Raw genomic sequence first — 23426 nt, forward strand, 5'->3', positions numbered from 1 at the left:
GAATGGATCGACGATTACTGTGAGGTCCACCCGCACTCCGGGCTTAAGTATCGCTCACCACGCGAGTTCCTGCGCCTCAGTGCCTAAACCCAACCGCCGGCTGTCCGGTGAAATGGGGTCCACTCCAGTGGACGATCTACCGGCACTGTCTAGCGGGTCCATCACGCCAAACGTTGCGCATGTTCTCACCGTATATCTAGAAGATGCCCACACCAAGCTGAGAATATTTGACGAAATATATGACAAGATAAATCTGTTCAAAAGAATAGTAAACAGCAAATTTAGATTCAAACAAATAGAGATCGACAAGGAAAAAGGCATAATCGTAAGAGACGAGAACCCAAGAACAAAGAAAATTAGGGAAATACCGCTGGAAAAACTATCTTCCGGTGAACAGCACGAGCTCGTATTGGCTTACGAACTTGTATTTCATACCAGCGAGAGTTCGCTGATACTGATCGACGAGCCTGAGATCTCTATGCACATCGCATGGCAGAAGAAATTCGTTCCCGACCTGCTTGATATTATTCGTATTACTGGTTTCCAAGCGATAATTGCGACGCACTCGCCACAAATAATTGGAGAGCATTGGGACATAACAATCGACTTGGCTGAATAGATGACAAACTCTATGATTCGAGAGATCACTTCTGAATCGTTAGTTTCAGAGGTCCTATTAGAAAGATCCGGACATGGAAACCCAATATTCCTAGTAGAGGGTCCATCAGATGAGACTTTTTACGAAAGGCATCTCGCGAATTTCAATGGTGGATTCGTTATATGTTTTGGAAAAACTAACCAAGACTATGCTGTCGACACATTAAATCAGATCAATAGAATAAAAGGGTACGTAGGACTTCGGGATAGGGACTACGATTTCCTTGAAACAATGCCTAGTCGCAGTAATCAGGTGGTAACCGACTACTGTGACATGACCATGTTCACGGTAGAAAACGATGGCTTCGTCGTTGGATTACGGGCGCTGGTGACCAAACGCTCTTTGGATCGATTAAAAAAAAGGCTGCGACAGTCAGTTGCCGAGGCAATTTATGAAGCCACTCTACCTATAGCAGCAATCCGACTCGTAGCCACGAAACATGGCGTGTCCGTTGAGATGGATGGCTTCGAATTCAAGTACATAAATCGCTCACCATACAACGTGGATGTTACAAAGCTCGAAAACGGCCTCCGGGAGCGCCTTAATACAAACTCAGAAAAAGTTAGCGAGATATATCTAGAGGCAAGAGAAATCGTCGCCGCTGGACAGCACGACGCCAAGTCAATTTGTAGTGGTCATGACTACTTTAGGGCTGCGGAGCGATTTCTTAAGGCTCATTTTTCCGCACCTCAGGTCGGTGCTGTGGACGGCCCTCTTTTGGAACGTATTTTTGTTGGGTCATATGACCGTAGCCATTTCTCAGAAACGAATATGGCAGGGGAACTTCGCACTTGGTTAGCCGAAAACGGTTACAACGCGAACTTGATTGCACGATTGTGGTCTCGGGAACATAACCCCACCCTATCCCCCCCAATAAAAATCCTTCGTTGGACGCCAAAACCCTTCGGCGCTACATTCCCTGCATGACCACCGCGCTCCTCTCCAACGGCGGCCTGCCGCTTGATGATGATCTCACCCACACCCCGCCCTGGGGCTTCGCAGGCGGTCCGCCAATAGCGCGGGGTAAGGTATGAGCCACCGCCCTATCCACCCCACCGCGCTTCGTCCTCGGGCTTGACCCGAGGGCTCTGTATTTTTGGGGCTGCGAACAAGTCAGGGCAGAGGAAGTGCAACGCCCTCGGGTCAAGCCCGAGGGTGACGATCAGAGCAGGAGGACACTGCATGGATATTGAACTTGCCCGCACGATGGCCCGCACCGCCTTTGACGCCAATCGTTCCCTTCAAGCCATCCTGCCTCTGCTGAAGGCTGGGCTGTCCGAGGCGGACTATCGCGCCTGCGCCCATGACCTTGCGGTTGCCATCGATCAGGTGAACACCGCCCTTCTGACGCGCGCCGTTGCGGTTCACCCGGTGCTGGAGACAGAATTAGAGACCGCAATCCGGGAGCATGGGCGCTACTAATTTGACCCACCGCGCGTCGCCGGCAGGAAGCCCGCGGATGAAAATCTGAATGTGTGGGAACAATGTGTAGAGACTTATCCCCGCACGCAAAACCTGCCCCATAATCCCCCCATCACTCCCGCGGCGGACGGACTGCAGCGAACATTTGCGGGGGGAGCTGGTGAGACTGGATTCGCTCCAGGGCTCGCCTGCTGGTCGGGTCACCTTGCGACGAGCGATCAATAGGGGCCACGACGGCAGGAGAAACCCAGCGTCCCGGGGCGGCGACGTCTCTATTATTTAGTTTTACTGAGACGCACGCGCCTCGGGACACGTCCACATACAACCGGAGGCCGCAGGGCCGGCCGGGGTCTGGTCACGCCTGAAGGGTCTTGCAATTGCCACATGAGAGGCGCATCTGCGCCAGAAAACCACTTTCCGGAGGCCCCATGCGCGCCCGCACCGCATTCATCCTCGCCGCGCTTGCCAGTGCCGCCCTTGCCGGCCCGGCGTCAGCGCTCACCGTCACCGCCCGCGTTTCGGGCGGCAATATTGCCGTCCATGCCGGGCCCGATAATCGCTTCGAAATTGTCGGCCATCTGCGCGAGGGCCAGGAAATCCCCGTCGACCGCTGCACCCAGACCGACAGCGACAGCAACCGCGGCTCCTGGATCGGCGATGCCGGCCACACCCTCTGGCCCAATGGCGCCACTACCTGGTGCCGCATCCCCGATTATGGCTGGGTCGACCGCAGCTACATCGTCGGCCGGGGCCTGGTCAACGTCACCCCGCCGGACTTTGTCGGGCCGGGTTGGTGACTTCGCAGGCGGTGTGCGCAGCCCATGAAAGGCTCCGGTGGAGCCTTTCAAGCCTAGAAGGCCATGAGAGCTTGGAGCGCCCATAGGGGCAAATCTCTCCGGTGGAGAGATTTGAGCGAACAAGGCTCGAATGGCGAGCGCTACAGCCACCCCGCCAGTTCCCGCCGCACCATGGATTCAATGAAATCCATGCCGCCGGGCGAGGCATTCAAACACGGGATATAGGCGAACTTCTCCCCGCCCGCTTCCATGAAGCTATCCTTGCCGCCCATGGCGATCTCTTCCAGCGTCTCGATGCAGTCCGCCGAGAAGGCCGGCGCCAGGATCGCCACCTTCTTCTTGCCCTGCCCCGGCAGCGCTTCGAGCGTCTTGTCGGTATAGGGCTGCAGCCATTCGGTCGGCCCGAACCGGCTCTGGAACGTGACCATCAGCTTGTCCTTGTCCCAGCCCAGATACTCGCGCACCAGCCGCGTGGTCTTGTAGCACTGGCAATGATAGGGGTCGCCGCGCTTGAGATACTCCACCGGCATGCCGTGATAGGAGGTGATCACCACATCCGGCTCGAAATCCAGCGCCGCAACCCCGTCGCGGATCGAATTGCCAAGCGTCTCGATATATTTGGGATCGTCGAAATAGGCCGGCGCCGTCCGCACCGCCGGCTGCCAGCGCATGGTTTTCAGCGCATCAAACGCCTTGTCATTCGCCGTCGCCGTCGTCGTCGCCGAATATTGCGGATAAAGCGGCACCAGCAGGATCTTCTGGCACCCGGCCGCCTGCATCTTCTCCAGCACCGATCTGGTCGAGGGATTGCCATAGCGCATGGCAAAATCCACCATGACGCCATCGCCACCCAGCCGCTCGGCCAGGCTTTCGGTCTGCTCGCGGGTAATCACCCTGAGCGGGCTTTCGTTCTTTTCCTTGTCCCAGATCTGGGCATAGGCATGCCCGCTCTTCTGCGGCCGGAACGAGAGGATGACCAGATTGAGGATCGGCCACCACAGCAGCTTGTTGGTCTCGATCACCCGCGGATCGGAGAGAAATTCCTTCAGATACCGCCGCACGCTCCAGTAATCGGTGGCGTCGGGGGTCCCCAGATTAAGCAGCAGCACCCCGATCTTCTGCTGGGGAACGGGCGGATGGTTCGGTGGAAGATGAGCGGACATCGGGGACCAGTTTGGAAATGTTCCAGAGTTGGCCGCACCATACGCATTTCGCTCCCCTGCGCAAAGCGGCTATGGGTCGCGCCGCGCCGGTGATCCAGTCCGGAGCACTGCCAGCAAAAGTGGTGCCGGTTTTGCGGTTCGGCAGCGCGACAGAACGGAGACTTAAAGGCTGGCAATCAGCAGCAGTACGCCAAAGCCCAGCACGCACACCGCGCCCGCCAGCTCAGCCCACCAGACGATTGCGCCGGCCAGGACACTGTCCGCCCCGCCGATCCGCCCCGCCAGCCCCTTGGCCGTCACCGCCAGGGTCGCCAGTGTCGCCACGGTGATCGCCGTGCCCAGCCCCATCAGCAGCACCGAGGCAATCCCCGCCGCCAGCACGCCCTGCGACAGCGCGAACACCAGCACCACCAGTGCTCCCGAACAGGGCCGCAGCCCCACCGCCAGCACGACGCCCAATTGCTCCCGCCAATTGCCCCGGATATCCTGCGGCGCAATCGCATGATGCATGGCGTGCGTGTGTTCATCTGCATGGTGATCGTGCTCGTGGTCATGCCCATGCTCGTGGTCATGCGCATGGCTGTGTCCCCAGCCAAAGACCTTGCGCAGCACCAGCCAGAGGCCGAGCAGCGCCACCATCGCGTAGGAAACCACGCCGACCCAATGCGCCGCCTCGCCCAGCGCCGTGCTGGTCAGGTTCAACACCCCGGCCAGCACCAGCACAAAGCCGATCGCCACCAGTGACTGCATCAGCGCCGACAGCCCGCTCAGCGCAATCCCGCGCCGCAACTGGCTCTCATTGGCCAGTACATAGGACGAAATCACCGCCTTGCCATGCCCCGGCCCGGCCGCATGGAAAATGCCATAAAGAAAGCTCAGCCCGCCCAGCACCCAGAACGCGGTCCAGTCGGTACGCAGCGCATCGAGCGAGGCCGTCAGCGCCGCATAAAAGTCCCGCTGCTGGTTCTGCAGCCAGCCGAAAAACCCGCTGCGCGGCAAGTTGATGCCCACTTCCGGTGGCGGCCCGCCAAACGGCGCCGCAGGCCGCGCCCGCGCCACATCGGCCGCAGCATCGGCCGCAGTGGTTGCCACGCTGGCCGCACCACAGGAGATGACCACCAGCCCCTGGGTTCCGCGCATGGCCGCCGCCAGGTCTGGCGGCAGTTCCAGCACCTCCGGCCCCAGCGCATAAAGCCGCTCCTCAACCTCACGCGTCATCGGCACTGGCGGCTCGACGCGAACCGCGCAATCGGACGGCGCGTTTTCCAGCGTTACATCGGCCGCATCGTTGACCGTAATGGCCACGTAATACTCGGGATCATAAATCCCTAGCTCGAACCGCTCACCCGGCGCCTGCGGCTGGTCCGCCACAATGGAGTAATCGAGCGTGACGCGGTTGTTCTCATAGGTCATGCGCTGGTCGCCGACAGCGTCGAACACCATCTCGTCGCCGGCATAGGTATAGAAGCCGTAATCGGCCAGCCCGACCATGTTCTCGTCCGCCAGCGCCTGCATTTCGGCGGAACTGACGCTGCCGTCGCCATCGGTGTCGAGCCCCTGCACCATCCACACCGAAAACGCGGTGTCGAAGGTCCAGCTATGGTGCAGCCCCGCCACCCGGCCCGCATCGTCGAACCGGATCGTCGCCTTGGCGTCGATCATGATATGCGGATGGGCCAGTGCCGGCTGCGCAAAGAAAACTGCCGCCAGCGCGGCCATCGCCGCCCCTCGCCGAAATCCGTTCACAATGCGCCCCTAATGGATGGGGTGTGTGGCGAACCACTCCACCAGATGATCAATCAACGCCCGCACCTTGCCCGCCAGATGCCGCCGATGCGGATAGACAGCCTGCAATGTCTGTCCGGTCGGCAGGAAGTCGGCCAGCACCGGCACCAGCTCGCCCTTCTGCACACTCGGTTCGGCCAGATAGGACGGCAATACGACAAAACCGAGACCCAGCGCGGCGGCTGTGCGCGCCGCCAATGGCGAATTGACCCGCAATGGCCCGGTCACCGGCACCGAAATGGTCTTGCCCTCCTCGGTAAACCGCCAATTCGACTGCCCCTGCAGGTTCACATCGACAATGCAGGGCAAATGCCGCAGATCTTCGGGATGCCTGGGCGTTCCGACCTGCTCGATCAGCCGGGGCGCACCACCAACCACCACATGCATATCGGCAATCTTGCGGGCGATCAGCGAGGAATCGGCCAGCGTCGAGATGCGCAGCGCCACATCGACCCCTTCATCGACCAGGTCGACATAGCGATCCTCCAGTCGCAGGTCGAGCGTCACATTGGGAAACTTCTTCAGATACGCAAAGATCGCCGGCGCCAGCGTGCTTTCACCGAAATTGCGCGGCGCCGAAACGCGCAGCAGGCCGCGCGGCTCGGCCGTCTGGTCGGCGATATTGGCATCGAGATCATCGAGTTGCTGCAACAAGCCCGAAGCCTCGCGATAGTACGCTTCACCCGCCTCGGTCAGGCTCAGCTTGCGCGTTGTGCGGTTCATCAGCCGGACGCCCAGATAGTCCTCGAGATCGGTGACATATTTGCTCAAGAGCGCCTTGGAGCGCCCATGCTGCCGTGCCGCGGCCGAAAACCCGCCTGCGTCGAAGACCTGCACAAAGGCGCGGATGCGGGAAAGGTCCTGCGACATGGTCGATGTCCGTTCACTCGGAGATGGTCAATGGACGCATAACTCATCTGCATGGAGTGAACAATAACGCCCCTTGGTCGTTGTGCGATTAACGATAGGATAGATGCCCAATCGACGGCGACAAGGAGATCGGACTATTTTCCCGCCTATGGCCAGACCCTCCTCCCGCTCAGCGCTCTACCGGCTCATCGAAGCCGGCCAACTTGCGCACAAGGCGCTGCTCTTGCCGCTGGTCGAGAAAGGTCTCGAGCCGGGCGACGATGCCATATTGTTCGTGCTGGGCCGCGCGGGGACAACCGAGGCCGACCTGGCCTTGGAGCTCGGGCTCACCACCAGCATGCTGGCCACAAGGCTTGAGCGCCTCGCCAGCCGCGACTTCATCACCCGTCAGGCCGTCGGCCCTGAACTTGAACCAGGCATTGCCCTCACCGAACGCGGCCTGCGCATCCGCAATGCCCTGGCCGATCACTGGGCCCAGCTCGAAGAGGCCCTGATGGGCGAGCTCAAGGCCAAGCAGCGCAAGAAATTTTCCGAAGTCCTGGGACGCTTCGTCGATCTGTTGCGGCTCTGAGGGGCCGATCCGGCTTAACAAATCGTTCAGCTTGGGTTCAGGCGCGATGGGTTTAGTTGGCGTCAAGGCTTGATCGCCACCCCATTCGGAAGGAGTCCCCGCATGACCTTCAAGACCAAACTGATTGCAGCCGGCATTGCCACCATGGCCGTGCTGGGCACCACCATCGCCGCATCGGCCGCCCCGGCCGTTGCCACCGGCAATGTCAATGTGCGCTCCGGTCCCAGCACCGGTTTCCGCGTCGTCGATACGCTGCGGCGCGGTGAACATGTGGATATCCAGTATTGCCGCGGGAGCTGGTGCTTCGTTGAAAAGCGCGGCCCCGATGGCTGGGTCTCCGCCAATTATCTGAGCAGCGGCCGTCCCGGCTGGGGCAATGACTGGGATGACGACCATTGGGAACGCCCGCGTCCACCGCGTCCGCCCCATTGGGATCGTCCGCACCATCCGCGCCCGCCGCACTGGAACCCGCGTCCACCGCGTCCCCAGCCCATCTACCCGAGCAATCCGGGCGCCAGCATGTGCTTTAATGGTCCCAATGGCTATTTCTGCATCGGCACCTGATCGCGGATCGACGCAAGTCACGCGCCGTCCCTTTGGGGCGGCGTTTTGCGTTGACCGCTACTCCACCATCAGCCGGTCGATCTCAATTCCGCGTTTCTCCAGAGGCGCCCGCATCCGCCGCGTCAGAAATTCATTTGTGCCATAGGTCACGATGGCGCCAATCGCCGCGGCTGCGCCAAAGGCCAGCCATCCTTCCTCGCTGCCCAGCACCGAAGCGCCCAGCAGCGTCGCGATGCCCATGCCGAAAACGATCCATTGCTTGCGCTGTTCGGCAATCTTGAGGTTGCGCGCGCCAGAATGCAGCAAATCGCGCAATTCCATATCGGTCATGGCCGCCAGCTCGGGTGAACGGCGCTCCCGGCGTATGGTTTCGATATAGGCATCCACCCGCCGCATGGTCAGCGCATCGCGCTTGTCGCTCTGCCGCCCGCGGGTCAGCATTGTCCAGCCGCCGCCAAGCAGCAACAGAACCAGGGCAATTTCGATAAGCCAGATCATTGCGCGCCTCCTGCCAGAAGACATGCCCTCTCACACCGGCCAGTGCAAGGCCACCCGCGCAAGATGCCCCGCAGCACCGCGCCACGGGGCATCGATAACATTTGTAAAGCGTCAGGCCTTGGCCATGGCCGACTTGATAATACCGGCAATCGCTGTCAGCAGGCCGCCACCGATCAAGCCGGTTGCGCCCTGTCCTGCCAGGGCACCGAAATCCAGTCCGCCTGTTGTTCCTGCTGCGCCGGCGGCTGCACCCACCAGCGAGTCGAGGCCCGGTATCATGCCGGCCAGCCAGGTTCCGGCCAGGCCACCAATCGCGCCGACAATCGAATTGCCGGCAGTGCCGAGATTGAGCTGTTTTGCCAATTGCCCGATGACATTGCCGCCGGCACCGCCAGCGATCAATTGCACCAGGATTGGCACGATGACTTCCATGCTAATCCCCCTCTCTGATTGCGCAGGGCCTCCCGCCCTGCAACACAATCACGCTACGCCTGTTTTAAGTTCGGGCAAAGTATAAAACCCTGCTGCCAGAGGTTGACCCTTTTCCGCTGTACCGCCACGCCCCAGAGACTTGACCGCACTTGAACGATTGATGAGCCCCCCCTTCCCACCTATGGTCCGCCCAATGTCCAGTTCATCATTTCCCTTCCCGAATCAGGATCAGGCGGTCGCCCTTGTGACCGGCGCCGGAGATCGCATCGGCGCGGCCATTGCCAATGCCCTGGCCGATGCCGGCCATGCAGTCATCATTCATTTCCGCTCCGACGAAGATGGCGCAAGCGCCGTGCGCGACCGCATCCGCAAGGCCGGCGGACGGGCCGAGATCATCCAGGCCGATCTGGCCAATCGCAGCGCGCGCGCCGGCCTGATCGAAACCGCCGCCGGCCTGTTCGGCCCGCTGACCCTCCTGGTCAACAACGCCTCGGCCTTCGAACCGGATAGCGCCCGTGACGTCGAGGAAACCCTCTGGGATACCCATTTCGCGGTCCACGCCGAAGCCCCGGTGTTTCTCGCGCGCGACTTTGCCGCGCAACTGCCGGACGGCATCGAGGGCAATATCATCAACATCGTCGATGAGCGGGTCCTGCAACCCAGCCCGGCCTTTTTCAGCTATTTCCTGTCCAAATCCGTCCTCTGGACCGCCACCCAGACCCTGGCACAGTCGCTGGCACCGGCCATCCGCGTCAACGCCATCGGCCCCGGTCCCGTGTTGCCCAATGCCCATCAGACCCAGGCCGATTTCGAGCAATCGGTGGCCAGCCTGCCTCTGGGTCGCAATGCCGACCCCCAGGCTATTGCTCAGGGTGTGCTGGCGATCCTCTCAATGCCGTCTTATACCGGCCAGATGATGGCCCTCGATGGCGGCCAGCATTTGAGCTTCCCCGCCCGCCGGGGTCCGACCCCACGACCATGACCGACGACTCCGCCACCCCTGCCCCGCCACCCTCCGGCCCGGAGGTCATCCGCGCCTTTGTCCGCACCCTGCCGGCGGCCCCGGGTGTCTATCGCATGCTCGATGCCGATGGCAGCGTCATCTATGTCGGCAAGGCGCGCAGCCTGAAATCCCGCGTCACCAACTATACGCGCCCCGAAGGCCTGCCGGTCCGCATCCAGCGCATGATTGCGGCCACGGTTTCCATGGAATTCGTCCGCACCGAAACCGAATCCGAAGCCCTGCTGCTCGAAGCCAATCTCATCAAGCGCCTCAAGCCCCGCTTCAACGTGCTGCTGCGCGACGACAAGAGCTTCCCCTATATCCTGATCACCGGCGACCACGAGGCGCCCGAGCTGACCAAGCATCGCGGCTCGCGCCGCCGCAAGGGCCACTATTTCGGCCCCTTCGCCTCGGCCGTCGCCGTCAGCCGCACTATAGCCAGCCTGCAAAAGGCTTTCCTGCTGCGCAACTGCTCGGACAGCTTCTACGCCGCCCGCACCCGCCCGTGCCTGCAATACCAGATCAAGCGCTGCGCCGGCCCTTGCACGCGTGAAATCAGTCTCGAAGGCTATGCCGAACTGGTCGAGGATGCGCGCCAGTTCCTTTCCGGCAAGTCCGATGCGGTGCGCAACCACCTGCAGACCGACATGAACAAGGCCGCCGAAAATCTCGATTTCGAGCGTGCCGCCCTCATCCGCGACCGCCTTTCGGCTCTGGCGCTGATCCAGTCCCAGGGCGACGCCACCGCCCGCTCGGTCGAGGAAGCCGACGTCTTCGCCATCCACCACGAAGGCGGCCAGTTCTGCGTGCAGGTGTTCTTCTTTCGCGCCTTCCAGAACTGGGGCAATCACGCCTTCCGCCCCAAGGCCGATGACAGCCTCACCGATGCCGAAGTGCTCGAAGCCTTCCTCGTCCAGTTCTATGAGGATCGCACCCCGCCAAAGCTGGTTCTGCTCAGCCACGACATGGCCGAACCCGCACTGATCGAGGAAGCGCTATCCTCCCGCGCCGGCCGCAAGGTGCGCATCGAAGTGCCCCGGCGCGGCGAAAAACGCGATCTGGTCAATCACGCGCTCAACAATGCCCGCGAGGCCCTTGGCCGCCAATTGGCCGAAGGCGCGTCCAACCGCACCCTGCTCGAAGGCGTTGCCGAAACCTTCGGCCTCGAAGAAACCCCGCGCCGCATCGAAGTCTATGACAACTCCCACATTTCCGGCACCAATGCGGTCGGCGCCATGATCGTGGCAGGCGAGGAGGGCTTTTCCAAAAAGCACTATCGGACCTTCAACATCAAATCGACCGACATCACCCCCGGTGACGATTTCGGCATGATGCGTGAAGTGCTCACCCGCCGCTTTTCACGCCTGGCCAGCGAGAGCGAATCCGATGCCGAGGACGAGAACACCGGCATGCCCGATTGGCCCGATGTGGTGTTCATCGACGGTGGCGCCGGTCAGCTCAATGCCGTGCGCGACGTCATCGCCGAACTCAACCTGCCCCGCGAAGTCACCTTCATCGGTATCGCCAAGGGCGAGGAGCGCGACGCCGGCCGTGAAAAGTTCTTCATCGAGGGCCGCGACGCCTTCATGCTGCCGCATCGCGATCCGGTGCTCTACTATGTGCAGCGCCTGCGCGACGAAGCCCACCGTTTCGCGATCGGCACCCATCGCGCCCGCCGCAAGAAGGACGCTGTCAAGAATCCCCTCGACGAAATCGACGGCATCGGCCCCGCCCGCAAGCGCGCTCTGCTCAACCATTTCGGCTCCGCCAAGGCCGTCTCCCGGGCCTCCCTGGCCGACCTCGAAGCCGTCCCGACAATCTCCAAGGCCATGGCGCAGATGATCTACGACCACTTCAACCGGACGTAGCGAGGACAACCCCTCACCGGGGAGGGAGAGGAACAAGAAGCGGGCGCGCAGCGACGGATGAGGGGACGTTCTCAAAAAAATGTCGAAATCCGCCCGCCCCGCTCGTCGCATTGGCATTACCTCAACGGGAGACCTGCAATGAAATTCATCACCATGGTGAAAACCCTCAACCCAGAGACCGCGCCCTATCCCCCGCCGGCGCTGATGTCTGCAATCGTCCAGCTCGGCATGGAGGCCGGTGCAAAGATGATCGAGAACGGCGGCATGGCCCTGGCCGGCACGGTCTCCACCCGCCAGGGCGAAATGGTCACCGACGGCCCCTTTGCCGAGGCCAAGGAACAGGTCGGCGGTTACGCCATCTACGAGCTGGAAACCGATGCCGAAATCGTCGAGTGGACTCAGCGCTTTGTCGAACTGCACCGCCAGCACTGGCCCGAATGGGACGGTGAGGTAACCATCCTCCAGCTCCAGCAGTTCAACATGGCGAGCTGAGCCAAAACACTCACAGCGCGCAAAGAATCGGTTTAGCTTCCCTTCCCCAAGGGGAGCGAACCCGATGTCACCGATCATCTCCGCCTCTGGCGTGGGCAAGACCTTCCGCCAGCTCAAGCGCCAATCCGGCTTCGGCGGCGCCATAAGAAGCCTGTTCTCCCGCGACTATTCCGAGATCCGCGCCGTCGACGGCGTTTCCTTTGCCATCGAGCCCGGCGAGGCGGTCGACTATCTCGGTCCCAATGGCGCGGGCAAGTCGACCATGATCAAGATGATAACCGGCATACTGACCCCCAGCGCCGGGTCCCTGTCCGTGCTCGGCCGCGAACCCCATGCCAACCGGATGGTCAATGCCCGCGAAATCGGCGTCGTCTTCGGCCAGCGCAGCCAGCTCTGGTGGGATCTGCCGGTGCGCGACAGCTACGATCTAAACCGCCACATCTATGACATCCCCGAAGCCCGCTTCGCCGACAACCTCGCCTTTCTCACCGCCATGCTCGACATGGCCCCCTATCTTGATCGCCCGGTGCGCCAGCTTTCCCTAGGCCAGCGCATGCGCGCCGAGATCGCCCTGGCCCTGCTGCACGATCCGAAAATCCTGTTTCTTGACGAACCGACCATCGGCCTCGATGTGGTCGCCAAGGATGCGGTGCGCAGATTTCTCTCCGAGGTCAACAAGCAGCGCGGCACCACCATCATCCTCACCACCCACGACCTCGTCGACATCGAGGAAATCTGCCCGCGTCTGATCATGGTCGATGATGGCAAGCTGCTGTTTGACGGCGAGCTCAAACGCCTCCGCGCCACGCTTGGCTCCCGCCGCCGCCTGATCCTGGAATTCGCCACCGATCCGGGGCCACTTGCCCTCGCCACCGCAACCCTTGCCGCCGACGAAGGCGCCACCAAGCACTTCCTGCTGGAAAACGAGACCGTCTCGCTTCTCGACGTGCTGGGCGAACTTGGCCGCGGCCATGGCCTCAAGGACGTCAAGCTCGAGGAACCCGACATTGAGGAGGTCATCCGCACCTTCTACCAGAACAAGCCGAAGTTGGCGGCCGCGCTATGAAACTGAGCGCCTACCCCGCCTTTACCGCCACCGCCTTCACCTCCCGCCTGGCCTATCGCAACCAGGTCTGGTCTGGCGTGTTTGGCGAACTGGTCGCCACTTTCGCTTTCATTGCGGTCTGGACAGCGGCCTTTGTCGGCCGGGGCACGGTCGATGGCGTCACCCTGCCCGACATGGTCACCTATGTGCTCATCGCCGGCCCGCTGCTCAACTGGAATACCACCCGCTATATCCGCGAGGTGGGCGATGCCATCCGCACCGGCGACGTCACCACGTTTCTGCTCAAACCCTTGCACTACCCGGCCCTGCTGTTCTTCAACCAGCTGGGCAACAACGCCTTCGAGCAACTGACCATCACCCTGCCCGTTGCCATCATCGTGGCCTTCACCGTTGGCCTGCTGCCGCCGGCGAGCCTCGCCCACGGCCTGCTCTTTGTGGCCTATTGGGTGGTATCCTGGGGCATCATGTTTCTCATCGCCACGCTGACCGCCATGCTGGCCTTCTGGCTCCTGACCGCCTTTGCCCTTGACTGGTTCCTGCGCGGCATCATGGCCGTGGCGTCGGGCGCCATCGTGCCGCTCTGGTTCATGCCCGCGCCCCTGGCGGCCGTCCTGGGCTATCTGCCCTTCGCCTGGGTCAGCTATTATCCCAGCGCCGTTTATCTCGGAAAACTCGACCTGCCCGCCGCTGGCCTGCATCTCGCCATCGGCTGTGTCTGGCTTGCCGCGTTGGCCGGCGTCTTGACCTGGCTCTGGTCCCGCATGCGCCACCGCCTGATCGTGCAGGGAGGCTGATCATGTCCAGCGTCCTCAGGGTCATCCCCCATCTGATCGGCATCCATATCCGCACCCATATGGAATATCGCGGCGCCCTGTTCATCGGCTGGATCGCCCAGGCCATAGGCTATGCCGGCATCTATGCCTCCATCGCCCTGCTGCTGGCGCGCTTTGAAAATCTCGGCGGCTGGACCTGGCCGCAAATGGCGCTGCTGCTGGCCTTCCATCTGCTGGCCTACGCCCTGGGCGCATCGCTCAGCTTCGTGCAGTTTCGCGACATGGAGGAAAAGGTCCGCCTCGGCACCTTCGACGCCATCCTCGTCAAACCCATCGGTCCCTGGACTTTCCTCGCTTTTTCCGGCCTTAACATCGAATATGGCGGACACATTGCCCTCGCCATCGGCCTCATGGTCTGGTCGGTCTCCAACCTGGGCATCGACTGGTCGCCCGGCCTCGTCCTTTATTTCCTTGCCGCCATCGTCAGCGCCGCCATGCTGACCGCCGCGCTCATGACCATGATCGGCGCCACCGCCCTGATCTGGGTGCGCTCGCGCCACCTGTTCTCCATCTTTTTCGGCTTCTGGGAACTGGCCCGCTACCCGCTCAACATCTTCCCTCTGCCCCTGCAGATCATGATGATCACCTTCGCCCCGCTGGGCTTTCTCGCCTTCATTCCCACCGCCGTGGCCCTGGGCAAACCCGTGCCCATCCTTGGCGACTGGGCCGGCCCGGCCTCCCTCGCCATCGGCCCCCTCTTCGTTCTCCTCGCCATCGTCCACTGGCGCTATTGCCTCAGGAACTATCAGGGCGCCGGCGGCTGACCCCGACCAAAGTCGGGACTCGACAAGCCTCCGACTCGCCGCTACCTTCGGGTTCATGATCACCACCGCGACCTTCTTTTGGTATTTTAGCTATCCGCTCCCGGCGGAGGCTATTGCGCGCGTGTGATCTGACCCCAGACAAGACCACCAAATCGCAAGCCAGCCGCCCGACTTCCGAGGCGGCTTTTTTGTTGGCCCCTCCGGAACATCTCCCAGAGGACCACAAGAAATGCTCAAATCCACCGACGACCTGCGCATCACCGAAATCAAGCCGCTGACCACGCCCATCGAGGTCATGCACCAGCATCCGCGCACCGACGCGGCCACCCGCACCGTGATTGCGGCCCGCCACGCCTTCCACAATATCTTGACCGGCCAGGATGATCGCCTGGCCGTTATCGTTGGCCCCTGCTCCATTCATGATCCCCAGGCCGCCATGGACTACGCCAACCGTCTCGCACCCCTGCGCGAAAAACTCGGGGACCGGCTCGAAATCATCATGCGGGTCTACTTCGAAAAGCCCCGCACCACGGTGGGCTGGAAGGGTCTCATCAACGACCCCGATCTCGATGGAAGCTTCAACATTGACCTCGGCCTGCACACAGCCCGCACCCTGCTGCTCGACATTGCCAATCTCGGCCTGCCTGCGGCCTGCGAATTCCTCGACATGACCACCCCGCAATATCTGGTGGATCTGGTTGCCTGGGCCGCCATCGGCGCCCGTACCACCGAAAGCCAGATACACCGCGAGCTGGCCTCCGGCCTCTCCTGCCCGGTCGGCTTCAAGAACGGCACCGACGGCAATATCAAGATCGCGCTCGATGCCGTGCTTTCGGCCTCCCAGCCGCATCATTTCATGGCCGTCACCAAGGATGGACGTTCCGCCATCGCCGCCACCACCGGCAATGGGGACTGCCACATCATCCTGCGCGGCGGCAAAACCCCCAATTACGATGCCGACAGCGTCAACGCTGCTGCCAAGGCCGCGCAGAAGGCCGGTCTCAATCCGGCCATCCTGATCGACGCCAGCCACGCCAATTCGTCCAAGAACCCCGAGAACCAGCCGCTGGTCCTGGCCGATATCGGCGCCCAGCTCGCCAATGGCGACAAGCGCATTATCGGCGTCATGGTCGAATCCAACCTTGTCGCCGGTCGCCAGGATCTGATCCCCGGACAGCCCCTCACCTATGGCCAGTCCATCACCGATGGCTGCATCGACTGGGACACCACTGTTACTGCCCTCGAAGCCTTGGCCGAAGCCGTCGAAAAGCGCCGCGCCGTGACCAAGAAGGCGGTGGCGTAAACACCGCTCCCACCTCCCCGTTGACGGGCTTCGACTCGTGCCGCAGGTAAAATCTCCCCAGTGAGGAGATTTTAGAGGAGAAGGCCATGAGGGCTACGCCCGAATGGCAGAGCGACGCTTGGCCCGCAGGGCCATAGCAAAGCTAGGCGGGGGTGCCTTCGCATAATCATTTCGGCAGGCCCGATCGATCCCTCCCCCTATCAGGGGGAGGTTAGGTGGGGGTATCCAATCAAGAGATATATCCGCCTTGACCCCCACCCCGCCATCCTGTTCTCTCCCGCCATGAACCGGAACCCGCTTTTCCTCCTCCCCAATATCATCACCATCGCCCGCATTGCGGCGATCATCCCCATTGCGGCCCTGGTGATGTCGGGCGACACCACGGCGCGCTCGATCGCGCTGTTTCTCTACATTGCCGCCGCCGTCAGCGACTGGGTCGATGGCTATCTGGCCCGTGCCTGGAACCAGTATTCCGATCTGGGGCGCATGCTCGATCCCATTGCCGACAAGATGCTGGTCGCCATACTGATCGCCGTGCTCGCCTGGGACCGCAGCCTCTCCGGCCTCGATATGATCCCGGCCATTGCCATTCTGTTCCGCGAAACCTTCATCCCCGGCCTGCGCGAATTTCTCGGCAACAAGACCGTGGTCCTGCCGGTCAGTCAGCTTGCCAAGTGGAAAACCACCATCCAGCTTGTCGCCCTGGCCGTCGTGCTGGCCGTGCCGCTCATTCCCGGCCTGAACCTGGTAGCCAGCCTCATCCTCTGGGTGGCGGGCATTATCACCCTCTGGACCGGCTGGAGCTATCTCCGCGCCTCCTGGCCGCATCTGTCGGGCATCGGCAAATGAAGGTGCTCTACTTTGCCTGGCTGCGTGAGCGCCTCAACCGCGCCAGCGACGAGGTGTCCCCGCCGCCTGAAGTGGTCACCCTTGCCGACCTTGTCACCTGGCTGCGCGCGCAGGACGAAATCCTCGACCACGCCATGGCCAACCCGGCCATTTTCAAGCTCTCCCGCGACGCCCGCATCGTGCCGTGGGATACCCCCATTGATGGCGCCCGCGAAATCGCCATTCTCCCACCCATGACCGGCGGCTGATATGATCCGCGTCACCGAAAAACCCTTCGATCCCGGCGCCGAACTCAATGCCTTCCAGGCCGCCCACACCGAAGCCGGGGCCATGGTCAGCTTCACCGGCATTGTCCGCTCCAGGCCCGACGACCCGATCTCGGCCCTGATCCTGGAATGCTATCCTGAGCTGGCCGAAAACGAGCTGGCCGCCATCCGGGACGACGCCATCGCCCGCTTTTCGCTCCTCGATGCGGCCATCATTCATCGCCACGGCCGCCTGGTCCCGGGCGAAACCATCATGATGGTGCTGACCCTCGCGCCCCATCGCCAGGCCGCCTTCGATGGCGCGCAATTCCTCATGGACTACCTCAAGACAGACGCGCCTTTCTGGAAACAGGAAGAGACGGCCGCCGGCCTGCGTTGGGTCGAGGCCAGGTCCGAAGACGACGAAGCCCGCGCCCGCTGGGCCCGTTAACCCAAATCCCAACGGATTCGGAATTGCCCCGCGCCATATGTTAACCTCTGGTTAACCTTGGACATGAGGGAGGCCAATCATGTCGTCGCAAGCCTATATCGACGCCGCCACGGTCAAGCGCCTGTCCGTGCTGCAGACCTGGCGCACCGCTCTGGCAGTCCTGTTTGATTGGGGCGTCATCGCTGCCGCCATCGCCGTCTCGCAATGGGCGCAGGATCCGCTGGTCTATCTCCTCGCTGTGGCCATTATCGGCGGCCGCATGCATGGCTTTGGCGTCCTGCTGCATGATTTCGCCCATTACCGTTTCATGTCCGGCAACAAGGCGCTCAGCGACTGGATCTGCGATCTGCTGCTGGCCTGGCCGATCCTGACCACCGTGGCCAGCTATCGCAGCAACCACCTCGCCCACCACCGCTACACCAATACCGACAAGGACCCCGACTGGGTGTTCAAGCTGGGCAATCGGCGCTTCACTTTCCCCAAGGCCTGGCAGGAAGGGGCGCTGGACCTTTTGAGCTATTTGGTGGTCGTTGGCTCGATCATCGACATTTTCGGCATGCTGCACCGCCTCAAGGCCGCCGAAAAACCACCGCTATCCTATCGGCTCGCCCGGCTCGGCTTCTATGTTGCCCTCGCCATTGTCTTCACCTGGCTCGGTATCTGGGCCGATGTGCTGCTCTATTGGTTCGTGCCCTATTTCACCGCCTTCTTCCTGCTTATGCATGTGCGCAGCGTGGCCGAGCATTTCGGCTCAATGGACTATAGTCACGAGCTGGGTGGCACCCGCTCGGTCCTGCCCTATTTCTGGGAGCGCGCCTTCTTTGCCCCCCACAATGTCAATTACCACCTGGAACACCACCTCTATCCCAGCGTGCCCTTCTACAACCTGCCCCAGTTGCACGCCGCCCTGATGGCTAATCCCGATTACGCCGCCCGCGCCCACAACACCCGCGGCTACACCACGGGCCTGGTGCGCGAAACGGTATTCGGTACCAGATCCATACCGGCCAGCTAGCACCCAACCCGCGCAACTTTGCGCCCGACCAATTGGCCCCATCGCCCCCTCTCCCCTGAGGCGAGAGGGCGGAGTGAGGGCTTCAGTGGCTGCTTCGGCCCTTGATGCCACCAATTCCTCCGGCCCCGACTGACTCCGTCAGAGGTGAAGCAAGGCCAACAAGAAAGCCGGACGTTTCCGCCCGGCCTTTTCAATTCCGCAAGCTTGAAATTCTACTCCGCCGCCGCGGCCTTTTTCGGCTGCACGGCCTGCGCATAGGCATCGATCAGCGTGCGGCAGGCATCACCCGGGGTGAACTTGTATTCCCCGATTTCCGACACCGGCGTCACTTCCGCGGCAGTCCCGGTCAGGAAGCATTCGTCGAACTGCCCCAGTTCCTCGGGCATGATATGCCGCTCGGTCACGGTGAACCCGTTCTCCTTGGCCAGGCCGATCAGCGTCTGCCGGGTAATCCCGTTGAGGAAGCAGTCCGGCGTCGGCGTCGTGATCTCCTTGCCCTTGATGAAGAACACGTTGGCGCCAGTGGCTTCCGCCACATAGCCGCGATAGTCCAGCATCAGCGCATCGGCATAGCCATTGGCCATGGCCGCGTCCTTGCTCAGCGTGCAGATCATGTAGAGACCCGCCGCCTTGGCCGAAGACGGAATGGTCTCCGGGCTCGGGCGCTTCCACTTGCTCCATTCCAGGCGAATGCCCTTGAGCTTTTCCTCCACCGAGAAATAGCTCGGCCACACCCAGGCCGCGATCGCCACATGGATCTTGTTGTTGCGCGCCGGCACGCTGAGCTCTTCCGAACCGCGCCAGGCCACGGGCCGCACATAGGCGTCGACCAGATTGTTCTTTTCCAGCACGAGCTGCTTGGCCGCCTCGATCTCGTCAACCGAATAGGGGAACGGCTTCATATCCAGCGTCGCCGCAGAGCGGATCAGCCGCTCGGTATGCTCGCGCGACTTGAAGATTTCCCCGCCATAGGCGCGCTCGCCTTCGAATACGGAGCTGGCATAGTGCAGGCCATGCGTCAGCACGTGCACCTTCGCGTCCTTCCAGGGTTTGAGTTCGCCATCAAACCAGATCCAGCCATCACGCTGGTCCATAGGCAGGCCTGCCATTGTTCCTCTCCGAAAAATATGTCTCGCGCCGTTCTTCCCGAACGCGCCTTTTGCTCAATCATGCATCAGGGTCAAACCCTTGGCAAACCGGAACGGCTCTGGAATAAGTCAAAGCTGTGGTGCCGATGGAGGAACAATGCCAGCGGATCAAAAAAATGTCAACAAGGCTGACATAAATTCTCTGGCCGATCAGGCGCATTTGCCGCTCGACATCATGGGGCTGTTTTTCTTTGCCTATCGCGACTTCACCGGCGATGCCGATGCCCTGCTCGAACGCCAGGGTTTTGGCCGCGCCCACCATCGCGTGCTCTATTTCGTCAATCTGCGCCCGGGCATGCCGGTGGCCGATCTGCTCGATATCCTGAAAATCACCAAGCAGAGCCTGGCGCGCGTGCTGCGCCAATTGATCGACAATGGCTATATCGAGCAGCGCACCGGCCACTCGGACCGGCGCCAGCGCCTGCTGCACGCCACCGACAAGGGCCGCGAATTCTTCGCAAAACTGTCCGAAACCCAGGCCAGCCGCATCGATGCCTCGATCGACGCCCTGCCCCCCGAAGCCGCCAGCATGGTCCGCCGCTTTCTCGTCGGCATGGTCGATCCCACCGACCGCGCCGTGCTCGACCGGCTCAACCTCACGACCAAGCTTTAGGATCAGGCGTCAGCCGCGCCCCAGCTCTTCGCTGCGCTTGCGGGCCGCATCCACGGCCCGTTCCATCAGCGGCGTCAGCCCGTCATCGGCCATCAGCACAGCCAATGCCGCCGCCGTCGTGCCATTGGGCGAGGTCACGTTCTGCCGCAGCACGCCCGCCGGGGCCGGATCAGCCTCCATCAGCGCCGCCGCGCCGATCACCGTCTGCCGCGCCAATTGCATCGCCACGTGCTCCGGCAGGCCCTGCTTGACCCCCGCCGCCGCCAGCGCTTCGACCAGGTTGAACACATAGGCCGGACCCGAGCCGGACACCGCCGTCACCGCGTCGAGATCGCTTTCGGCGTCGAACCAGGCCACCTGCCCCGCCGCCGAGAGCAGCGCATCAGTCGCCGCGCGGTCGTCCGTGCCCACATCCGGGCCGGCGACGGCGCCGGTCACGCCCTTGCCGATCTGTGCCGGCGTATTGGGCATGGTGCGCACCACCCGCCCGGTGTCCAGCCCCGCCGACAGCGTCGCAATGGAAATCCCGGCCGCTATCGAAAGCACCAGCGTCTGCGGACCGACGGCTTGCTTGAGCCCCTCCATCACATCGCCGATGATCTGCGGCTTGACCGCCAGCACCAGCACATTGGGGTCCAGCCCCACCGCCTCGGCATGAATGGTCAGCTCGTAATCGGACGCCAGCGCCTTGGCCGCATCGCTCGGCGCCGGATCGACCAGCACCAGATTGCTCGCCGGCAGCCCGGCGTCGAGCCAGCCGCGCGCCAGCGCCATGCCCATCTTGCCGGCGCCAACCAGCATGACGGGACCCAAAGTCCGCAAATGTGCATTCATTATGCTTCGCCTACTGTCTCGAACATCACATGGCTCAGCGCATCGGCGGCCGACTTGCCGGCCCAGACGACGAACTGGAACGCCTGATAGTAGAGATCGCAACTATCGGTAGCAGAACGCAGCAGGGCCTCGCATTGTTGCGGCGAAACATCGGCCCCGCCGGTCAGCAGGTGCGAATTGCGGAACAGGACCACGCCTTCCTTGTTCCAGATGTCGAAATGCCCGATCCAGAGCTGCTCGTTGATCAGGCTGATCAGCTGCTTGATTTCGGCACGCCGCCCCTCGGGGGCCTTGAGGTCGAAAGCACAGGCGATATGCAGGCTTTCCAGATCTTCCATCCAGTTGAACGAGACATGATAATCGCTCCACCCCCCGCGCACGGAAATGGAAATCTCGTCGGCGTCCTGCCGCTCGAAATTCCAGTCGTTGATCGAGGCGATGTGCTCGACGAGGTCCACCGGATGGGAGACGCGGTCGGGCTCATATTCAATCAGGGACATATAGATCGTCCGTCCTTGGAAGGCGTTTTTCGTCCACGCGGCCCTTGGGGCCACCACTCTTGGGGTACGCTGGAGAACAACACCGCCACTGCGACGGTCTCAAGAATCGTCCCCCTTGTGTGAACCCTACACTGCGTCTCTGATTCAGGGGACGCGACGGGATCGGAGAACACCATTCTCTTGTGGATGATGATTGGGCCGTCATGGTTAACGAGGCGTTAAAACGCCCGGCCAGCCTGTCTCGAAACGGTGCTTTTCAACAAGCACAAGCCGCGCCTCACCTCCCCCTAGATGGGGCTTCGACTCGTGCCGCAGGCAAAATCTCCCCGGTGGGGGGATTTTAGAGAAGAAGGCCATGAGGGCTATGCCCGAATGGCAAAGCGTAGCTAGGCCCAACGGGCCGTAGCAAAGCTAGGAGGGGGTGAAATCTCCACCACGGCGAACTGCATCTCGGAGGGGGTCCCTACCCCAAACTCTCCGGCCCGACCCAGCCGAACCGGATCGCATCGCCCCAGCCGGGAAAACCGTTCTCCTTGGCCAGCCGCGCGGCGGCCTCGGTGTCATAGGGCACCGAGATCAGCGCCGTCTGCCATTTGCCCAGCCGCCGCTCGACAAGGGCATAATGCGCATCGGGCGAACCGCGCACCATCTGCATCCCGACCGAACCGGGATTGACCAGCAGCCGCCCGTCGCTCAGGCGCAGCGTGCGCGCAATATGGGTGTGCCCGCACAGGATCACCGGCTGGTCCAGCCCCACCGCCTCGCGCTCCACCTCGGCTTCCGAGGGCAGCACCGTGTTCCGTCCGTCAAAGAAATTGTCGAGCCAGGGCGTTTCGTCACTGCTCGGCGTGCCGTGGCACATGAACACCGCATCGCCCAGCTTGGCCGTCGCCGGCAAGCCCGCCAGCCACCCCATCTGGTGCGCGCTCAATTGCGCCCGCGCATATTCATCCACCGACCACGGCTCGTGCCGCAGCGAGGGGTCCACCACCCAGCGATCGTGATTGCCGCGAATGGCGGTGGCGTCCAGCGCCATCACCCGCTCGGCCGCGCCTGCCGGATCGATCGGTCCGCTCACATGGTCGCCCAGGCACACAATCGCCTCGACCCCATGCCGCTCGATATCCTCCAGCACCGCATCCAGCGCCGGCACATTGCCATGAATATCGGAAAGAACCGCGATCCGCATCGCTTCGCAGCCCGCCTAGCCGGCCGGCTTGTCGCCGCGCAGCGCCGCCAGCTCCCTGCGCAGCGCCTCGATTTCCTCGCCCTGCACCTGCACCAGCTCGCGCAACGCGTCGAAATCCTCGCGCTTCACCAGGTCCATGTCATTGACGATCCGCGTCGCCTGGGCCTTGACGACGGTCTCCACCTCCCGCCGCACCCCATCAGCCACCCCGGCCGCCTCATTCATCACCCGGCCCAACCCGTCAAAGATCTTGTTGTTCTGGTTCATGGCACGGCTCCGTGTCGTGGAAAATTCCTGTCCCCCGATATGTAGGCGATGGACCGGGGAATGACCAGTGCGGCGGATTGGTAGGGGTGGGCCTGATTAGGGGTGGTTATCGGACTGTCTGCTTTACGTCAGTAGTGGGCGAATGCAGACGTGTAGCTTTGGCACACGCTTAGCGGTCTTGTTCGTCGCTCCAACCTTTAGACCACATAAGTCCGATTATGGCCCC

28 protein-coding genes are annotated in these 23426 nt (G+C 62.1%); 18 read left to right on the forward strand and 10 right to left on the reverse strand.

Annotated elements, in window-relative coordinates:
- The 4 genes from DDE76_RS18625 to DDE76_RS18640 form a co-directional block, all read left to right on the forward strand.
- Positions 1-619 (forward strand): AAA family ATPase (locus DDE76_RS18625; protein ID WP_210202708.1); only part of this gene is annotated, 619 nt, incomplete at its 5' end.
- Positions 620-937: 318 nt separating this feature from the next.
- Positions 938-1585: a hypothetical protein gene (locus tag DDE76_RS18630; protein ID WP_245892078.1), complete on the forward strand. Its 648-nt coding sequence runs from the start codon at positions 938-940 to the stop codon at positions 1583-1585.
- Positions 1586-1840: 255 nt separating this feature from the next.
- Positions 1841-2080 (forward strand): hypothetical protein, encoded by a 240-nt coding sequence (locus tag DDE76_RS18635; protein ID WP_104893656.1) that lies wholly within the window; start codon positions 1841-1843, stop codon positions 2078-2080.
- A gap of 428 nt (positions 2081-2508) precedes the next feature.
- Entirely contained in the window at positions 2509-2877 is a 369-nt protein-coding gene (locus DDE76_RS18640; protein WP_104893655.1) for an SH3 domain-containing protein, read from the forward strand.
- 140 nt (positions 2878-3017) lie between these two features.
- Here DDE76_RS18640 and hemH read toward each other — a convergent pair whose 3' ends face one another.
- The 3 genes from hemH to DDE76_RS18655 form a co-directional block, all read right to left on the reverse strand.
- On the reverse strand, positions 3018-4040 hold the full coding sequence (gene hemH, locus DDE76_RS18645) for a ferrochelatase (RefSeq protein ID WP_104893654.1): 1023 nt from the start codon (positions 4038-4040) through the stop codon (positions 3018-3020).
- Between the two features lie 162 nt (positions 4041-4202).
- Entirely contained in the window at positions 4203-5786 is a 1584-nt protein-coding gene (locus tag DDE76_RS18650; protein WP_157955919.1) for a HoxN/HupN/NixA family nickel/cobalt transporter, read from the reverse strand.
- 9 nt (positions 5787-5795) lie between these two features.
- Positions 5796-6695 (reverse strand): LysR family transcriptional regulator, encoded by a 900-nt coding sequence (locus DDE76_RS18655; RefSeq protein ID WP_104893652.1) that lies wholly within the window; start codon positions 6693-6695, stop codon positions 5796-5798.
- Positions 6696-6843: 148 nt separating this feature from the next.
- Here DDE76_RS18655 and DDE76_RS18660 point away from each other — a divergent pair, with 148 nt between their 5' ends.
- Positions 6844-7266, forward strand: coding sequence for a MarR family winged helix-turn-helix transcriptional regulator (locus tag DDE76_RS18660; protein WP_104893651.1), 423 nt, complete (start codon positions 6844-6846; stop codon positions 7264-7266).
- A 102-nt stretch (positions 7267-7368) separates the two neighbouring features.
- Positions 7369-7830 carry an SH3 domain-containing protein gene (locus DDE76_RS18665; protein ID WP_104893650.1) on the forward strand — a complete coding sequence of 154 codons (462 nt, stop codon included), beginning with the start codon at positions 7369-7371 and terminating at the stop codon, positions 7828-7830.
- 57 nt (positions 7831-7887) lie between these two features.
- Here DDE76_RS18665 and DDE76_RS18670 read toward each other — a convergent pair whose 3' ends face one another.
- Complete coding sequence (locus DDE76_RS18670) at positions 7888-8328, reverse strand: hypothetical protein (RefSeq protein WP_104893649.1); 441 nt, start codon at positions 8326-8328, stop codon at positions 7888-7890.
- 111 nt (positions 8329-8439) lie between these two features.
- On the reverse strand, positions 8440-8760 hold the full coding sequence (locus tag DDE76_RS18675) for a hypothetical protein (protein ID WP_104893648.1): 321 nt from the start codon (positions 8758-8760) through the stop codon (positions 8440-8442).
- A gap of 193 nt (positions 8761-8953) precedes the next feature.
- Here DDE76_RS18675 and DDE76_RS18680 point away from each other — a divergent pair, with 193 nt between their 5' ends.
- The 11 genes from DDE76_RS18680 to DDE76_RS18730 all read left to right on the forward strand — a co-directional run bounded on the left by DDE76_RS18680 (position 8954) and on the right by DDE76_RS18730 (position 18649).
- On the forward strand, positions 8954-9742 hold the full coding sequence (locus tag DDE76_RS18680; RefSeq protein ID WP_104893647.1) for an SDR family oxidoreductase: 789 nt from the start codon (positions 8954-8956) through the stop codon (positions 9740-9742).
- Complete coding sequence (gene uvrC / locus DDE76_RS18685) at positions 9739-11631, forward strand: excinuclease ABC subunit UvrC (RefSeq protein ID WP_104893646.1); 1893 nt, start codon at positions 9739-9741, stop codon at positions 11629-11631. The genes DDE76_RS18680 and uvrC overlap by 4 nt, the downstream gene beginning before the upstream one ends.
- 138 nt (positions 11632-11769) lie before the next feature.
- Entirely contained in the window at positions 11770-12123 is a 354-nt protein-coding gene (locus tag DDE76_RS18690; protein WP_104893645.1) for a YciI family protein, read from the forward strand.
- 64 nt (positions 12124-12187) lie between these two features.
- Positions 12188-13189, forward strand: coding sequence for an ABC transporter ATP-binding protein (locus DDE76_RS18695; RefSeq protein WP_104893644.1), 1002 nt, complete (start codon positions 12188-12190; stop codon positions 13187-13189).
- The gene (locus DDE76_RS18700; RefSeq protein WP_104893643.1) at positions 13186-13983 is read left to right on the forward strand and encodes an ABC transporter permease; all 798 of its coding nucleotides are present in this window, start codon (positions 13186-13188) and stop codon (positions 13981-13983) included. Before DDE76_RS18695 ends, DDE76_RS18700 begins: the two co-directional genes overlap by 4 nt.
- A 2-nt stretch (positions 13984-13985) precedes the next feature.
- Positions 13986-14786, forward strand: a complete 801-nt coding sequence (locus tag DDE76_RS18705) for an ABC transporter permease (protein WP_198650955.1) — start codon at positions 13986-13988, stop codon at positions 14784-14786.
- A 229-nt stretch (positions 14787-15015) separates the two neighbouring features.
- The gene (locus DDE76_RS18710; protein WP_104893641.1) at positions 15016-16089 is read left to right on the forward strand and encodes a 3-deoxy-7-phosphoheptulonate synthase; all 1074 of its coding nucleotides are present in this window, start codon (positions 15016-15018) and stop codon (positions 16087-16089) included.
- Between the two features lie 282 nt (positions 16090-16371).
- Entirely contained in the window at positions 16372-16938 is a 567-nt protein-coding gene (pgsA, locus tag DDE76_RS18715) for a CDP-diacylglycerol--glycerol-3-phosphate 3-phosphatidyltransferase (protein ID WP_104893640.1), read from the forward strand.
- Positions 16935-17186 carry a MoaD/ThiS family protein gene (locus DDE76_RS18720; RefSeq protein ID WP_104893639.1) on the forward strand — a complete coding sequence of 84 codons (252 nt, stop codon included), beginning with the start codon at positions 16935-16937 and terminating at the stop codon, positions 17184-17186. The genes pgsA and DDE76_RS18720 overlap by 4 nt, the downstream gene beginning before the upstream one ends.
- Position 17187: 1 nt before the next feature.
- Positions 17188-17634: a molybdenum cofactor biosynthesis protein MoaE gene (locus DDE76_RS18725; RefSeq protein WP_104893638.1), complete on the forward strand. Its 447-nt coding sequence runs from the start codon at positions 17188-17190 to the stop codon at positions 17632-17634.
- Positions 17635-17713: 79 nt separating this feature from the next.
- Entirely contained in the window at positions 17714-18649 is a 936-nt protein-coding gene (locus tag DDE76_RS18730) for a fatty acid desaturase family protein (protein ID WP_104893637.1), read from the forward strand.
- 212 nt (positions 18650-18861) lie between these two features.
- On the opposite strand, the gene DDE76_RS18735 is transcribed toward DDE76_RS18730, so the two are convergent.
- On the reverse strand, positions 18862-19758 hold the full coding sequence (locus tag DDE76_RS18735; RefSeq protein WP_104893636.1) for a branched-chain amino acid aminotransferase: 897 nt from the start codon (positions 19756-19758) through the stop codon (positions 18862-18864).
- 136 nt (positions 19759-19894) lie between these two features.
- Here DDE76_RS18735 and DDE76_RS18740 point away from each other — a divergent pair, with 136 nt between their 5' ends.
- Positions 19895-20410: a MarR family winged helix-turn-helix transcriptional regulator gene (locus DDE76_RS18740; protein WP_245892079.1), complete on the forward strand. Its 516-nt coding sequence runs from the start codon at positions 19895-19897 to the stop codon at positions 20408-20410.
- Between the two features lie 9 nt (positions 20411-20419).
- On the opposite strand, the gene proC is transcribed toward DDE76_RS18740, so the two are convergent.
- From proC to DDE76_RS18760, 4 genes are all read right to left on the reverse strand, one after another.
- Positions 20420-21244, reverse strand: coding sequence for a pyrroline-5-carboxylate reductase (gene proC, locus DDE76_RS18745; RefSeq protein ID WP_104893635.1), 825 nt, complete (start codon positions 21242-21244; stop codon positions 20420-20422).
- Positions 21244-21744 carry a type III secretion system chaperone family protein gene (locus DDE76_RS18750; protein ID WP_104893634.1) on the reverse strand — a complete coding sequence of 167 codons (501 nt, stop codon included), beginning with the start codon at positions 21742-21744 and terminating at the stop codon, positions 21244-21246. Before DDE76_RS18750 ends, proC begins: the two co-directional genes overlap by 1 nt.
- Before the next feature lie 463 nt (positions 21745-22207).
- Positions 22208-22933: a metallophosphoesterase family protein gene (locus tag DDE76_RS18755; protein ID WP_104893633.1), complete on the reverse strand. Its 726-nt coding sequence runs from the start codon at positions 22931-22933 to the stop codon at positions 22208-22210.
- A 15-nt stretch (positions 22934-22948) separates the two neighbouring features.
- Positions 22949-23200 carry an accessory factor UbiK family protein gene (locus DDE76_RS18760; protein ID WP_104893632.1) on the reverse strand — a complete coding sequence of 84 codons (252 nt, stop codon included), beginning with the start codon at positions 23198-23200 and terminating at the stop codon, positions 22949-22951.
- Between the last annotated feature and the right edge of the window lie 226 nt (positions 23201-23426).

It is taken from the genome of Devosia indica (assembly GCF_003056405.1).
Lineage (GTDB): Bacteria > Pseudomonadota > Alphaproteobacteria > Rhizobiales > Devosiaceae > Devosia > Devosia indica.